Source organism: Streptomyces synnematoformans (assembly GCF_039531005.1).
In the GTDB taxonomy this organism is placed as follows: domain Bacteria; phylum Actinomycetota; class Actinomycetes; order Streptomycetales; family Streptomycetaceae; genus Streptomyces; species Streptomyces synnematoformans.
Map to the genome: position 1 here is coordinate 19,785 of NZ_BAAAPF010000041.1, position 13,280 is coordinate 33,064.

Genomic DNA, 13,280 nt, shown 5'->3' on the forward strand with positions numbered 1-13,280 from the left:
GCGAAGTTCTCGAAGTTCGCGTTCGTCACGGCAGCAGCCCGGGGTGCCGCTCCCCTGGCCGTGCGCGTCGGGGTCGGGGGCGTTGTGCTGCTCGTCCTTCGGCTGCTGCCTTGCGCTGCTGGTGCCAGGTGCACATGGATGCGAGGTTCGAGTCAGCCTCATCCCCGCCGCGGTGCTGCGGCACGATGTGGTCAACGGTGGTGGCGGGCTCGGTGCACCGTCCGCCGTTGGGGTTGATGACGGTGCACTGGCGGCCGTCGCGTTCGAGGATGCGTTCGCGGGTCTTGTTCCACCCCTTGGGCTTGACCCATCGGGTGTTCTTCCATCCGCCCATGTCGGGCTCTCCTGCCTGCTGTGTGGTGGTGCCCCGAGGCCAGCCGGTGTGGCGCGGCCTCGGGGCGTCGGCGCTGGGAGGTCTGTGCGGGTAAGGAGGGGCGTGGTGCCCACCGCTCGTTCCCATGGGTCCCGCGTACCGCCATGGCGAGCGCACGCGGGTGCCGTTGACGCCGAGTCTCAGCGGCGGATGTTCTCCGCGATGTTCTCTGCTTCGACGAGCTGCGCGACCTGGCCGCCGGCTTGGCGGTCGGCGTGGGCGATGAGCTGGTCGTAGAGCCTGCGGGGGTTCTTCCTGGCGTGCCAGTGTCCGCCGAGCCACAGGGCGTCGTTTCCGACGAGGATGGTTTCGCCGTCGTGGCCGCGGCCGGCGACGTCGTTGACGTCGCCGGCGTGTCGGAAGATGCCGTTCATGGCTTCGCTGGGGAAGTCGTGGCGCTGCAGGTCGCGGCGTGCGGTGTCGAGGGCGGCGTTGTAGCCGCTGACGGCGGTGAGGTACGTGGCTAGGGCGGTTACGGCGGCGTCGCGGAGTTCGGTGAGGGTGCCGTCTCCGTAGGTGTCGGTAAGCGCTCGGTGGGCGCGCTGCTCGGAGTCGGCGCGTTCCTGCTGTCGGCGGGTTTCCCGCTCGTCGGCGACCTTCTTCCGGGCGGCTTCGAGGCGGAGTTCGGCGTGGCGGGCGTCCTCGCGGGCCTTGCCGGTCTGGGTGGCGGTGACTTTCGTGTCGCCGCTGATGATGCGCTGTTCGAGTTCGGCGAGGGCGGCTTGCGCCTGGTCGTTGTCCTGGCGGGCTTGTGCGACGGCCGGGTCTGCGTCGATGGCGGCCTGCTCGCGTTCCTGTGCTTCGAGGGCGCGGCGCTGCTCGCGGGTGAGGATGCGGCCGGCGTCGTCGGTGCGGAGGGGTGCGGTCATGAGGGTGCTCCTTGTGGGTCAGGCTGCGTCGGGTGGCTGGAGGTCGGGGGTCTGGCGGGCGAGCTTCTGCCGGTGTCGGGCGGCGAGTCCGTGGCGCCGGCGCTCGGCGAACTCGGCGCGCTGCCGGCGCCGTGCGGCCCGCTTCCGCTCGGCGGCAGCAAGGCGGGCACGCACGGCGGCCTCGGTGATGTCGAGGGGGTCGGTCATGGGCGCTCCTTGATGGACGGGACAGTCAGTTGGGTTACGCCGTATAGAGAGGGGTGTGGTGCGCAGAACCGGTAGCAGCGGTAGCGGCAGACCAAACGCGCAGGTCAAATGGTCTTTCTGCCGCTACCGAGGTGCGCCACCGGGCGGTAGCAGACCGGTAGCGGCCTGCGGAAGCGGTAGCAGGAACCGGTAGCGCGCTACCGGTTCCGGGTGCGCCTGCTACCGGTGCGCTACCGGTAGCAACGCGGTGGCGGTAGCGGCTGGATAGACCTTTGACCTGCGGCAATGCCCCCTCGGGCTCTGCTGCTACCGCTGCTACCGCTTTTCCCGGGGATAGCCCCGCTACAGCGCGGCTCACGACGGGACCTCTCCGGTGATCCGCTCGGTACGGACGTGGAGGACCCGCTTACTTCTGCCGGTGATCCTCCGCACGACGGTCGGCCGTCCGTCCTCACTGGTGGAGGCGAGGTGGCTGCCCTCGCGGAGCCGCTTGTGAATCGTGACCTTCGTGGTCGCCAGCGGCTCGGCCGCACGCCCGGCATGGTCACGCGCCACCTCGTAGGCCACGTCAGGGTGCAGGTAGATGTCACCGGTCGCGGCAAGCCACCCGATGCACTTGCCCTTGGCGCGGTAGGTCGTCCCGTAGGCGCCCAGGGTCGGCTCCCATCCCCACTTCTCCGCCTCGTCGGGCTCGCGGCCGGTCTCCTGGTCGGCGAGATGGGCGCCGCCCCCGGCCAGCGACGCCGCGAGTGCCCGTAGGTAGATTTCGGCGACGGCCATGCCCTTGCCGTAGGTGGCCTGATCGGCGGCCACCTTCATGAGCGCGGCCTTCACCTTGTCGAGCTGCGCCCCGGCCTGTTCGTCCGAGAAGGCGCCGGTGGTGACCGCGAACGTGAGGAACTGGCGGAAGCCCGTCAGCAGCCCGGCCATGGCCTCGGGGACGCGGGCATGGGTGCCTCCGACCTTGGCGAGTTCGGCGCGCAGTTCCGCGATCTGCTCGCGCAGCCGGTCCGGGTAGCCGCCGTCCGCGTCGAGCTGGACGGCGAGGTGACGCACGTACCCGGCCATGGCGAGTTCGTATGCACCGGACGCCGCGAGCTGCTGGGCCTCGGTCAGCCTGCCGGGGTCGATGGCGTCGGCGTCGACGGTGGCGACCGTCAGCCGGGCCCGCAGCGACTCCCCGGGCGGCACGTCCTCGCCGGTCGCGGCAACCTGCGCCTTGGGCGGGCGTTCGGGCCGGCGGGTGCCGTCCGGGCGCAGCCGCCCCCGCCCCGCGCTGTTCGCCGCCCCGCGGAAAACGCGGTCGGCTGCGGTGGCCAGACGCCGCGGGTCGTCCGCAGCCTGCGGCGCGTAGTCGTCGATGATCAGAAGGACGTTCGCGAGCTGGTGGGCAATGGCCTCCAGCGCGTTACCGGTGAACGTCCAGTTCGCCGGGAAGTGCCGGGCGTCCAGACGGCGGCCGTAGTGCTGCAGCACCGCCGCGGACAGCGCGCTCTTAAGCGAACCCGTGGGACCCACTACGTAGGTCCCGGTTTCCGGTAGCAGCGGTAGCGGCGCGCGGTAGGCGGCACCGAGCAGCGGGGCCGTGACGGTCAGCGGCGCCACGTCCAGCAGCTCGACGGACGCACGGACGGCCTCGGCGAGCACCTTGGGGGCGACGGCGAGCGGGTCGGGCAGCGCGTACAGGTTCAAGTGGTCGGTGCCCAAGTCGACGGACACCGACGTGTCCAGCCCGGCCGCGCCGAGGGCGCCGGAGGCGGTCAGGAACCGCCAGCCGCCCCCGATGTCCGACCGCCAACCGGTGTGCGCGTAGGTCGTGCAGCTCTCCCACTGGCCGTCACCGAGGTACTGCGCGGCCGTGGCCACGTGCGCCTCGTCGCGGGACATGGGCGTGATGACCGCGGATGCGCCGATCGCCTGCGCGGCCCACCGCCGGGCCTGCGGGAGCCGTTCGGCGGGAACCTCGACGTCGGCAGCCTGCCCGCCGGGCCGCGTCACCCGGATTCTGATCAGGGTGGTTACCTCAGCGCCGTCGTCCCGGATGACCTGGGCCACTACTTCGGGAACGAAGCGGGCGAGGAGCAGCTGCCCGCCGTCCGGAGTCGCCACGTACAGGCAGCCGTTCTCTGCGGTGTACGGGCAGTCCGAGCGGACCGCCGCCCTGATGGCGTGGACACGCTCCTTCTTCGCTGCCGCAGCCAGCGACGACCAGTCACGGGCGCCCATCAGCTTGGCGTCCACCACCGCCCGCCGGTACCGCTGCAACTCCAACTCGCCTTGCCCGGCAGCCCACTTCACCAGCTCGCCGATAGCGTCGAGCCGTTCACCGTCGTCCAAGGACGCGAGATGCCCCACGGTCTCATCCGGGGTCTGCCCGAAAGGGGGCCCGCCCCCGTCCGCGTCCGTGTCCTCGACCGCCTCCGCGGCGTTCTGCTCGGCGTCGTTCACGCTGCGGTCCTCGTCTCGTCGTTCGTCAGCCGCCGCCCACCGCTGCCGGGGATGACGGGGTTCCACCCCGGGGTAGCGCGGAGCTGGTGCACGGGCCCGAACTGCCGCCGGGCCTGCAGCTCCCGCCACGTCAGCGCGCGGGAGAGCTGCCACCGCCGCAGCGACCTGCGGGCTTCCTCGTCGGCGTCCTCGATGACCTCGGCGTACCAGGCGTCCGGGTCGTTCTCGGCAAGCCAGTCGAGCCGGTTCTGTTCGGCGACGTGCCGCCGCCACAGCTCCGCAGCCTCCAGCACGGAGGCGAGCCGGGCGCCGCTGTCCGGCGGCAGCTCCCGCCACTCCGCAGACCCGTACTCGGGGAACGTCTTGGCGAAGAACAGGATCCGGGCCTCAGCCCAGAGCGCGACGACTTCGCCGGGGTCGCACGTCAGCTCATCGTCATCCACGGTGCCCCCTCTCGCAGTCGAGCGGGTCCCGGTGCCCGCACGGCAGCGGGGGCAGCCGCAGCGACGCCGCTCGACGACGACGGAGCTGCTGCGCGATGGCGTGCGGGTCTGGCATGCTGGTCTCGGACCTGCTGCCGCGCCGGTCTTCCAGAAACCCGCCCGATTGCCCCGGGCGGGTTTCGGCGTTCTGGCTCATGTCAGGCCGCCTCCGTCTCACCGGAGAGCAGGCGAACGAGGGACGCGGTGATGACTGAGTACCGGCGGCCCATCCGGAGCACCTGCACGGGGGCTTCACCGCGGCCGATGAGCGCCCGCAGGTGCGAGGGGGACACGCCGAGGGCGGGCGCGGCATGCGTGACTCCGACCGTGGCTGGCCACTTCCGGATGTCGGCGAGCGTGGGGGCGGCAGCGCTTGCCGCGCGGCGGTTCGTCTTGCTCATGCGGCGGCGCCTCCTGCCTGCTCGGCGGTTCGCGCCCTCTCCCACGCCTCCACGTCGGCGAGGCGGTAGCGCACCCGCCCGCCGCGGCCGGGGCTGAGCTTGAAGTAAGGCGGACCGGTGCCTAGCCACCGCCAGTTCTGCAGCGTCCGGGGGCTCACCTTCAGCCGCTCGGCGACCTCATGCTCTTCCAGCACTGCCTGTGCCATCGGGTCTCCGTTTCGAGATTTTCTCGAAGAAGGGGTGCATCATCGCAGGAAAGTCCGCGATGATGCCGAGAGTAAGGGCAGGCGGGATCCTTCGCAAGGATCTCTAGAAACTTCGAGAAGATCTCGATAGTTACCATGCGGGATCATGACGACAGGACGTATCGAGTTGAGTGCCAGTGGACGAGCCGTTGCCGCGAACGTGAAGCGGCTACGCAAGGCGCGCGGGATGAGCCTCCGGGCACTCTCGGAAGCGCTGAGCGGCGTGGGGCGCGCACTTAGCCAGGACGCGATCAACAAGATCGAGAACGGCGCGGAGAGGGACACGAAGAAGCAGATCCGCCGCGTCGATGTTGACGACCTCATGGCCTTGGCTGTCGTCCTGGGGGTCAACCCTTCGGCCCTTCTCCTGCCGCCGACCGCCGATGGCGATGTCGAGTTGACGGCGGCCGGCATGGTCTCCGCCCGCGTTGCCTGGAAGTGGGCAGACGGTAGGGGCCCGCTCGACGTGCCCGAGGGAGACGACGGCACGGCACACGTCGACTTCCAGCGCGACGCACGCCCGACTGGCCTCCGCGCCTGGAAGATCACGACAGCGGCCGGGCGAAAGGCGGTGCGCGACGAGCTCGCAGAAGACGGCATCGGCCAACCCGAGTGGGATGACGAGCGCGGCGAGGGTGTCGTCAGACTGCCGGGTGGCGGCGAGATCGGCGAGCCGCGCCCCATCCCGGAGAAGTACCGCCAGCAGCGGCCCGAGGGTGGCGGCGGTGCCTGACCCGTACAAGCGGATCGTGCTGAAGGACGGCACGGTTCGCTGGCGCACAGTGGTCGACGTCGGCCAGGACGCCGACGGGAAGCGTAAGCAGCTCACGATCACCCGGGACACGAAGACGGAGCTGAAGGCGGAGCGCGCGCGGATCGTCAGCCAGCGGTCCGCCGGAACGCTCGTCGTGCCGAACAAGACCACCGTGAACGAGCTGCTGGATCTGTGGCTGAAGGCGCAGACGCGGGACGTCGAGGAGGGCACCGCCAGCAACTACGAGAACGCCATCCGTCCGGCCCGGAAGCAGCTCGGGCACATCCGCCTCCAGCAGCTCACAGAGGAGGACGTCGAGGGCCTGGTGGACTGGATGATGACCGAGGGGCGCCAGCGCGGCGGGAAGCCCGGTACCGGGCTGAGCGTGCGCACGACGCGGTTGACGCTCGGCAGGCTGCGGGCGGCGCTCCAACTCGCGGTGCGCCGCGGCCTGGTGACCCGGAACGTCGCCGAGTACGTGCGGGTGACCCGGGAGGCGAAACAGAAGGCGGCTACCCGCGGCGTCAGGGCCGCCCCGTGGAACGAGGACGAGGTACGGGCGTTCCTCAGCGCCATCCGGAACGAGCGGCTGTTCGCCGTGATGCTGCTGGCGCTCATCGCCGAGCGGCCAGCGGAAGTCTGCGGGCTTCGGTGGGCTGAGGACGTCGACCTTGAGGCCGGGACGATCGCCGTGGGCGACAACACGCGGACGATCGTGTACGACCGCAGCCTTCCGCGCGGTCAGCGGAACAAGGTCGTCGAGAAGGAGGCGAAGACCGACGCGGGCAAGAGGCTGCTACCTCTCCCCCTGCCTGTGTCGGTGACGCTGACCGTCTTCCGGGGCATGCAGCAGCAGGAGCGGGCGGCGGCCGGGGAGGGGTACGAGGGCAGTGGCTACGTCCTCGTTGACGAGCTGGGCCGGCCGTTCAAGACCGACAAGCTCAGACGCGAGGCGTACCGGCTCATGGAGGCCGCGGGCGTCCGCAAGGTCAGGTTGCACGACGCCCGGCACGCCTGCCTGAGTTGGATGGCCAACTCGGGTGTGCCCGACACGGTTGTCTCAGCGTGGGCCGGGCACAGCGATCTGTCCTTTACCAAGCGGACTTACGTCCACCCTGATCCTCAGAGCCTCAAATCGGGCTCGGAGAAGCTGGGCGAACTGCTCAGCTAAGCAAGATCCAACTGAAGAGTGTGAGAAAACGTGAGACAACCGGCCCCGAGAATGATCAAAGGGCCTGTCTCACCGGAGTGAAATCAAGGCCCTGACCTGGGCTACAAGCCCGCTACACCGTGTCGGGACGGCGGGATTTGAACCCACGACCCCTTGACCCCCAGTCAAGTGCGCTACCAAACTGCGCCACGTCCCGGTGCTCGGACGACCTGGGGTTTCGCCCCGGCCGATCGCGCACGAGAACCATACCGCATCCACCCCCGTCCCCCGCAAAGCCGATTGCCCGCCGGCGCCCGGCTACTCCAGGCGCGCCACCCTGCCCTGCTCCCCCGCCGCCCAGCAGCCGAGGCCGGCGGTGCAGTCCACGGTGTCGTACGAGCCGGAGTCGAAGCCGTGCCACGTGCGTCCGGCGTCGAAGGTGACGTCCGAGCCGGTCGGGCCCACGGCCAGGGCGGCGAAGGGGGTGTGCGGGAGCCAGGCCACGCCGGAGCGGTAGGCGGGAGGGGGTTTGCGGGCGGGCGTCCAGACGGCGCCGCCGTCGCGCGTGCGGGCCGCCGCGTCCGGCGAGGGGTTGCCGGGCCGGTAGTCGCCGCCGACCGCGAGGCCGTGGCGGGCGTCGCGGAAGGCCAGGGCGAAGACGCCGCGTGCCGGGTCGCCGGCGGGGATGCCGGACTCGGCGGCGGTCCAGGTGCGGCCGCGGTCGGCGGAGTGCAGCACCCGGGCGGTCGCGCCGCCGCCGGTGGCGAACCAGGCGTCCGAGCGGCCCGCGCTCACCAGGCACTGCCCGCTCGCCGCGAACGCCGCGTCGCCCGGCTGCGCCGGCGGCATGCCGTCGTCGGGCAGCACCCGCCAGGAGCGGCCAGCGTCGGACGTCGACAGGATGCGGAACCGGCCGTCGACCGGGTCGCTGAGCGCGAGGCCGTGGCGGCCGCCGGCGAAGAAGGTGACGCAGTCGTAGAAGGCGTCCGGGTGGTCGTTGCGGAAGGTCTCGGTCCAGGTCGCGCCGGCGTCGTCGGTGCGGTAGATGCGGGAGTCCTCGCCCGGGCCGATGGACAGGATGACCGCGCTCCGCGCGCCGAGCGCCTCGATGTCGCGGAACTCCAGCGCCGCGGTCCCCGGCGGCGACACGTCCCGCCAGCTCCGTCCGCCGTCCGTCGTGCGCAGCACCGTGCCGCCGGAGCCGGACGCCCACGCGACGTCGCGGCTGACCGCCGACAGCCCGCGCAGCCGCGCCTGGCTGCCGGTGTCCTTCAGCTCCCAGCCGGGCAGGTGCCGGCGCTCGGCCTCGGCGGCGGTGGCGCCGGTGGCGCCGGTGCCGGCGTGCGCCGGGCCGCCGGCGAGGCCGAGGCCGGTGAGGACCGCCGCCGCGGCGAGGCAGGCGGCGGCGGTACGGCTCAGAGTTCCCCGCAGCGTCATGGCGGAGGAACGTAGCAGGCGCCGGACCGCCTGACGAGGGCACCGGGGCCGCCGCACCGCCGCCGGCGGCCGGTACGGACCGGCTCAGGCGTGCTCCGGCCACGCCTCCGGCGCCGGGGCCGAGCAGGGGGCGGCGTCGAGGATGCGGGTCACCGCGTCCGTCAGCGCGGCGCGCTCGCCGGCGTCCAGCCCGGCGGCCATGACGGCGACCCGGGCGGTCACCTCGCCGTGCGCACGGGCGGCGAGCCCCTCCCCCGCCGGGCTCAGCGCGATACGGCACGCACGGCGGTCGTCGGCGTCCGGCGTACGGGCCACCAGCCCGCGCCGCTCGACCCGGTCCACCAGCCCGGTCAGCCCCGACTTGCCCAGGTGCAGCCAGCGGCTCAGCTCGCTCATCCCCACCGGACCGCCGCTCAGCGCGCAGAGCAGCTGGATCTGCTGCGGGGTGAGGCCCTGCGCGCGCCCGACCTCGGCGAAGACGTGCTGCAGCACGTGCGTGAGCCGTACCAGCGCGCCCGCCAGCCCGGCCGCGCCGGCGTCGGCGTCTGCGTCGTCTGCCCGCACCTCCGGCCCCGTCGCCGGCTCCGTCTGCTCCCTCGTCATGGCACCTCCCGGGGACGGGTCCAGTTTGACACTAGTTCGCGGCACGAAATAATCTGGTTCGTGGTACGAACCAAATTCTCCCGCTGAGGAAGCCGCCATGCCCGACTACGGCCACGATCTCCGCTTCGGCATCAACCTCGTCCCCTCCAGCCAGGAGCCGGAGGCGGTCGTCGCGCTGGCGCAGCTCTCCGAGCGCGCCGGCGCCGACCTGCTCACCTTCCAGGACCACCCGTACCAGCCGGCGTTCCTCGACACCTGGACGCTCCTGTCCTACGTCGCCGCCCGCACCGACTCGATCGCGCTGTCCGGCAACGTGCACCCCCTCCCGCTGCGCCCGCCGGCCCTGCTGGCGCGCAGTGCGGCGAGCCTGGACATCCTCAGCGGCGGCCGGTTCGAGCTGGCGCTCGGCGCCGGCGGGTTCTGGGACGCCATCGCCGCGCTGGGCGGGCCGCGGCGCTCGCCGGCCGAGGCCGTCGAGGCGCTGGACGAGGGCATCCGGATCATCCGGGAGACGTGGGACACCGACGCCCGCGGCGGGATCCGCTTCGACGGGCGGCACTACCGGGTGCAGGGCGCCAAGCGCGGGCCGCGGCCGGCGCACGCCATGGGGATCTGGCTCGGCGCGTACAAGCCGCGGATGCTCCGCCTCGTCGGCCGCGCCGCGGACGGGTGGCTGCCGTCGCTGCCGTACCTCGACGGGCCCGGCGCGCTCGCCGAAGGCAACGCCGTCATCGACGAGGCGGCGACCGAGGCCGGGCGCGCGCCCGGGGACGTGCGGCGGCTGCTCAACCTCGCGGCGGACCACCCGGCCGAGCAGCTCGCGGAGTTCGCGCTCTCGTACGGCACCGCCACCTTCCTCCTCATGACCGGCGACCCGGGGCAGATCGAGCGCTTCACCGGCGAGGTCGCCCCGGCCGTGCGCGAACTCGTCGCCAGGGAGCGGGGCGGCCGTGCCTGACCCGGGGTACGGCACGCGGGCCGGCGACCGGCTGCCGGGGCAGGGCGGCGCCGGGGGGTCGTCGCGTACGGCCGGTGGGGAGCGGCGGCCCGCTCCGGGAGCGGTGCTCTGGGACGAGAGCACCCGGCCCACCGTGCCCGGGGCGCACACCGCCCGCCCCGGCGAGGACGTCTCCGCCGGACACCATCTCGTCGAGGTCCACGACCACCTGCGCCAGGAGCTGGAGCGGCTGCGTGCGCTGGTCGTCCGGGTCCTCGACGGCACGCTCACGGCCGGCGCGGCCCGCTCGCACATCGCGACGATGACGCTCCGGGAGCACAACTGGTCCCTCGGCGCCCACTGCGCCGCGTACTGCCGGGTCGTCACGCTGCACCACACCGTCGAGGACCAGCAGCTGTTCCCGCAGCTGCGCCGGTTCGACCCGCGGCTCGCGCCCGTGCTCGACCGGCTGGCGGAGGAGCACCTCGTCATCCACGACGTGCTGGAGCGCGTCGACCGCGCACTGGTCGCCTTCGTCGCGGGGCCGGAGGGGAACGCGGCCCTGGAGGCGGCGGTCGACCTGCTCGCGGAGGCGCTGCTGTCGCACCTGGCGTACGAGGAGCACGAGCTGGTCGCGCCGCTGGCGCGGTTCGCGGGCGGCGGCTGACCCCGGGCGGCGGCGCGGGGGCCGGGTGGAGGGCGGGCGGCGGCTGACCCCCGGGCGGGCGTGCAGCGCCCGGTCGCCGGTCGCCGCGGGCGGATGTCGGCGGCGTGGGCGACGATGGGGAGATGCTGTTCGCCGACCTCGCCCGTACCTCGCGGGAGATCGCCGCCACCCGGGCCCGCTCGGAGAAGACCGCGCTGCTCGCCGCGGTGTTCCGCACCGCCGAACCGGCCGAGGCGCCGCTCGTGGTCACGTATCTGGCGGGGCGGCTGCCGCAGCGCAGGACCGGCGTGGGCTGGAGCGCGCTCAAGGGAGCGCCCCCGCCCGCCCGCCGGCCGCTGCTGACCGTGCGCGAGGTGCACGAGGCGTTCGACGCCATCGCCGCGGTCTCCGGCAAGGGCGCCCAGGCCGAGCGGCGCCGGCTGCTGCACCGGCTGCTGGGCGCCGCCACCAGGGAGGAGCAGCGCTTCCTCGCCGGGCTGATCGGCGGCGAGCTGCGGCAGGGCGCGCTCGACGCCCTTGCGGCCGAAGGGCTGGCGGCCGCGGCGGGCACCGACCCGGCCGACGTGCGGCGCGCGGTGATGCTCGCCGGTTCGGTGGGCACGGTCGCCGAGGCGGTGCTCGCCCGCGGCCCGGACGCGCTGGCCGACTTCCGGCTGTCGGTGGGCCGCCCCGTGCAGCCGATGCTGGCGCAGTCCGCGAAGGACGTGGACGAGGCGATCGGCCGGCTCGGGCCCAGCGTCGTGGAGGAGAAGCTCGACGGCATCCGGATGCAGGTGCACCGGGACGGCGACGACGTACGGATCTACACCCGCACGCTCGACGAGATCACCGACCGGCTCCCCGAGGTCGTCGCGGCGGCCCACGAGCTGCGCGCCGCGGCGGCCGTGCTCGACGGCGAGGTGATCGCCCTCGGCGAGAACGGCGGGCCGCGCCCGTTCCAGGAGGTCGCCGGCCGCGTGGGCTCGCGGGTCGACGTGACCGGCGCGAGCCGGACCCTGCCGGTGTACCCGGTCTTCTTCGACCTGCTCGCCGTCGACGGCCGCGACCTGCTGGCCGCACCGGTGCGCGAGCGCCACGCCGAGCTGGCCCGCATCACGCCCGAGCCGCGCCGCGTGCGCCGGGTCGAGGTCACCGACCCGGACGACGCCGGGCAGCGGGCGGCGGCGCGGGAGTTCACCGCGGCGACGCTGGCGCGCGGCCACGAGGGCGTCGTCGCCAAGGCGCTGGACTCGGCGTACAGCGCGGGCCGCCGGGGCGCGGCGTGGCTGAAGGTCAAGCCCGTGCATACGCTGGACCTGGTGGTGCTGGCGGCGGAGTGGGGCCACGGGCGGCGTACGGGCACGCTGTCGAACCTGCACCTCGGGGCCCGTCGCGACGACGGCTCGTTCGCGATGCTCGGCAAGACGTTCAAGGGCCTGACGGACGCGCTGCTGGCGTGGCAGACGGAGCGGCTGCAGCAGCTGGCGGTGGCGCGGGAGGACTGGGGGGTGGTGGTGCCGCCGGAGCTGGTGGTGGAGATCGCGTTCGACGGGGTGCAGCGCTCCCCGCGCTACCCCGAGGGGGTCACGCTGCGATTCGCGCGCGTGCTGCGCTACCGCGAGGACAAGACGGCCGCGGAGGCCGACACGGTGGCGTCGGTGCTGCAGCTGCTGCGCTGACGCGCCGGGCCGCCACCGCGCCGCCGGGCGCGTGCCCGGAACGTGATCCGCCTCTTCCGGCGCTACTCGCCGGTCACCCGTCCCACCCGCCCCGCGAGACGTAAGCTGCCACTTCTGGATACGTGAAACGGGGCAGGCAGGGCATGCAACTGGGGGACAACGGGGCGGAAGGGCCCGGGCGGCTGCTCGCCGGGCGCTACCGGGTACTGGCGCAGCTCGGGCGCGGCGGCATGGGCACCGTGTGGCGGGCCGTCGACGAGCGGCTGGGGCGCGAGGTCGCGGTCAAGGAACTCCGCGCGTTCAGCGACTCGGCCGCGCGCGACCTGGCCGAGATGAGGCTGCGCACGGAGCGGGAGGCGCGCGCCGCGGCGCGCGTCCGGCACCCGGGCGTCGTCGCCGTGCACGACGTGACGGAGCACGAGGGCCGGCCCGTCATCGTGATGGAGCTGGTCGACGGTCCGTCACTGGACGACGTGCTGCGCGAACGCGGCGGCGTCACGCCCGCCGAGGCCGCGCAGATCGGGCTGAAGGTGGTCGACGCGCTCGACGCCGCGCACCGCGCGGGGGTGCTGCACCGGGACGTGAAGCCGGGCAACATCCTGCTGGAGCGCGGCGGCCGGGTCGTGCTCACCGACTTCGGCATCGCCGCCATGGAGGAGCCGGCCGACGGCAACAGCACGCATCTCACGCGCAGCGGCGAGCTGGTCGGCTCGCTGGACTACCTGGCGCCGGAGCGGGCGCGCGGCGAGCAGCCGGGTCCGCCGTCCGACCTCTGGTCGCTGGGCGCGACGCTGTACGCGGCGGTGGAGGGCATCTCGCCGTTCCGCCGGACGTCGACGTGGTCGACGATCACCGCGATCATCGTGGACCCGCTGCCGGAGCCGCGCCGGGCGGGGCCGCTCGCGTCCGTGCTGCAGGCGCTGATGGCCAAGGACCCGGGCGGGCGGGCCGACGCCGGACGGGCCCGCGCACTGCTGGAGCCGGTCGCCGGGACGGCGGGGCCGCCCGCGGCGCAGGGGCCGGACACGATGCGGCTGAGCCGGGTGCCG

General features: G+C 73.4%; 15 protein-coding genes and 1 tRNA gene. 6 read left to right on the forward strand and 10 right to left on the reverse strand.

Annotation, left to right across the window (positions count from 1 at the left end; genetic code table 11):
- Positions 1-25: 25 nt before the first annotated feature.
- The 7 genes from ABD317_RS10090 to ABD317_RS10120 all read right to left on the reverse strand — a co-directional run bounded on the left by ABD317_RS10090 (position 26) and on the right by ABD317_RS10120 (position 4,986).
- Positions 26-334, reverse strand: coding sequence for an HNH endonuclease (locus ABD317_RS10090; RefSeq protein WP_344289454.1), 309 nt, complete (start codon positions 332-334; stop codon positions 26-28).
- A gap of 179 nt (positions 335-513) precedes the next feature.
- Complete coding sequence (locus tag ABD317_RS10095; protein WP_344289455.1) at positions 514-1,242, reverse strand: hypothetical protein; 729 nt, start codon at positions 1,240-1,242, stop codon at positions 514-516.
- Between the two features lie 18 nt (positions 1,243-1,260).
- Positions 1,261-1,449 (reverse strand): hypothetical protein, encoded by a 189-nt coding sequence (locus ABD317_RS10100; protein WP_344289456.1) that lies wholly within the window; start codon positions 1,447-1,449, stop codon positions 1,261-1,263.
- A 354-nt stretch (positions 1,450-1,803) separates the two neighbouring features.
- Complete coding sequence (locus ABD317_RS10105; RefSeq protein WP_344289457.1) at positions 1,804-3,897, reverse strand: hypothetical protein; 2,094 nt, start codon at positions 3,895-3,897, stop codon at positions 1,804-1,806.
- A complete protein-coding gene (locus ABD317_RS10110; RefSeq protein WP_344289458.1) occupies positions 3,894-4,340 on the reverse strand; it encodes a hypothetical protein in 447 nt (148 codons plus the stop codon). The genes ABD317_RS10105 and ABD317_RS10110 overlap by 4 nt, the downstream gene beginning before the upstream one ends.
- Positions 4,341-4,537: 197 nt before the next feature.
- Complete coding sequence (locus ABD317_RS10115; protein WP_344289459.1) at positions 4,538-4,780, reverse strand: DNA-binding protein; 243 nt, start codon at positions 4,778-4,780, stop codon at positions 4,538-4,540.
- Positions 4,777-4,986 (reverse strand): helix-turn-helix transcriptional regulator, encoded by a 210-nt coding sequence (locus ABD317_RS10120; protein WP_344289460.1) that lies wholly within the window; start codon positions 4,984-4,986, stop codon positions 4,777-4,779. The genes ABD317_RS10115 and ABD317_RS10120 overlap by 4 nt, the downstream gene beginning before the upstream one ends.
- 145 nt (positions 4,987-5,131) lie before the next feature.
- Between ABD317_RS10120 and ABD317_RS10125 the strand changes: the two genes are divergently transcribed.
- Positions 5,132-5,758, forward strand: coding sequence for a helix-turn-helix domain-containing protein (locus ABD317_RS10125; RefSeq protein WP_344289461.1), 627 nt, complete (start codon positions 5,132-5,134; stop codon positions 5,756-5,758).
- Positions 5,751-6,950, forward strand: coding sequence for a tyrosine-type recombinase/integrase (locus ABD317_RS10130; RefSeq protein WP_344289462.1), 1,200 nt, complete (start codon positions 5,751-5,753; stop codon positions 6,948-6,950). The genes ABD317_RS10125 and ABD317_RS10130 overlap by 8 nt, the downstream gene beginning before the upstream one ends.
- A gap of 122 nt (positions 6,951-7,072) precedes the next feature.
- On the opposite strand, the gene ABD317_RS10135 is transcribed toward ABD317_RS10130, so the two are convergent.
- From ABD317_RS10135 to ABD317_RS10145, 3 genes are all read right to left on the reverse strand, one after another.
- Positions 7,073-7,146 (reverse strand) — tRNA-Pro (locus ABD317_RS10135).
- A gap of 101 nt (positions 7,147-7,247) precedes the next feature.
- Positions 7,248-8,366, reverse strand: a complete 1,119-nt coding sequence (locus ABD317_RS10140; protein WP_344289463.1) for a beta propeller repeat protein — start codon at positions 8,364-8,366, stop codon at positions 7,248-7,250.
- Positions 8,367-8,450: 84 nt separating this feature from the next.
- Positions 8,451-8,969, reverse strand: coding sequence for a MarR family winged helix-turn-helix transcriptional regulator (locus tag ABD317_RS10145; protein ID WP_344289464.1), 519 nt, complete (start codon positions 8,967-8,969; stop codon positions 8,451-8,453).
- A 97-nt stretch (positions 8,970-9,066) separates the two neighbouring features.
- Between ABD317_RS10145 and ABD317_RS10150 the strand changes: the two genes are divergently transcribed.
- From ABD317_RS10150 to ABD317_RS10165, 4 genes are all read left to right on the forward strand, one after another.
- On the forward strand, positions 9,067-9,927 hold the full coding sequence (locus ABD317_RS10150; RefSeq protein ID WP_344289465.1) for an LLM class flavin-dependent oxidoreductase: 861 nt from the start codon (positions 9,067-9,069) through the stop codon (positions 9,925-9,927).
- Positions 9,920-10,573: a hemerythrin domain-containing protein gene (locus tag ABD317_RS10155; protein WP_344289466.1), complete on the forward strand. Its 654-nt coding sequence runs from the start codon at positions 9,920-9,922 to the stop codon at positions 10,571-10,573. Before ABD317_RS10150 ends, ABD317_RS10155 begins: the two co-directional genes overlap by 8 nt.
- A 122-nt stretch (positions 10,574-10,695) precedes the next feature.
- Positions 10,696-12,231: an ATP-dependent DNA ligase gene (locus ABD317_RS10160; RefSeq protein ID WP_344289468.1), complete on the forward strand. Its 1,536-nt coding sequence runs from the start codon at positions 10,696-10,698 to the stop codon at positions 12,229-12,231.
- A gap of 143 nt (positions 12,232-12,374) precedes the next feature.
- Positions 12,375-13,280: serine/threonine-protein kinase (locus tag ABD317_RS10165; protein ID WP_344289469.1), on the forward strand; the 906-nt coding region annotated here is incomplete at its 3' end.

Bases quoted from the DNA above. Each gene is read 5' to 3' on its own strand.
- ABD317_RS10090 (WP_344289454.1), bottom strand. From the start codon at position 334: ATGGGCGGATGGAAGAACACCCGATGGGTCAAGCCCAAGGGGTGGAAC.
- ABD317_RS10095 (WP_344289455.1), bottom strand. From the start codon at position 1,242: ATGACCGCACCCCTCCGCACCGACGACGCCGGCCGCATCCTCACCCGC.
- ABD317_RS10100 (WP_344289456.1), bottom strand. From the start codon at position 1,449: ATGACCGACCCCCTCGACATCACCGAGGCCGCCGTGCGTGCCCGCCTT.
- ABD317_RS10115 (WP_344289459.1), bottom strand. From the start codon at position 4,780: ATGAGCAAGACGAACCGCCGCGCGGCAAGCGCTGCCGCCCCCACGCTC.
- ABD317_RS10120 (WP_344289460.1), bottom strand. From the start codon at position 4,986: ATGGCACAGGCAGTGCTGGAAGAGCATGAGGTCGCCGAGCGGCTGAAG.
- ABD317_RS10125 (WP_344289461.1), top strand. From the start codon at position 5,132: ATGACGACAGGACGTATCGAGTTGAGTGCCAGTGGACGAGCCGTTGCC.
- ABD317_RS10140 (WP_344289463.1), bottom strand. From the start codon at position 8,366: ATGACGCTGCGGGGAACTCTGAGCCGTACCGCCGCCGCCTGCCTCGCC.
- ABD317_RS10145 (WP_344289464.1), bottom strand. From the start codon at position 8,969: ATGACGAGGGAGCAGACGGAGCCGGCGACGGGGCCGGAGGTGCGGGCA.
- ABD317_RS10150 (WP_344289465.1), top strand. From the start codon at position 9,067: ATGCCCGACTACGGCCACGATCTCCGCTTCGGCATCAACCTCGTCCCC.
- ABD317_RS10160 (WP_344289468.1), top strand. From the start codon at position 10,696: ATGCTGTTCGCCGACCTCGCCCGTACCTCGCGGGAGATCGCCGCCACC.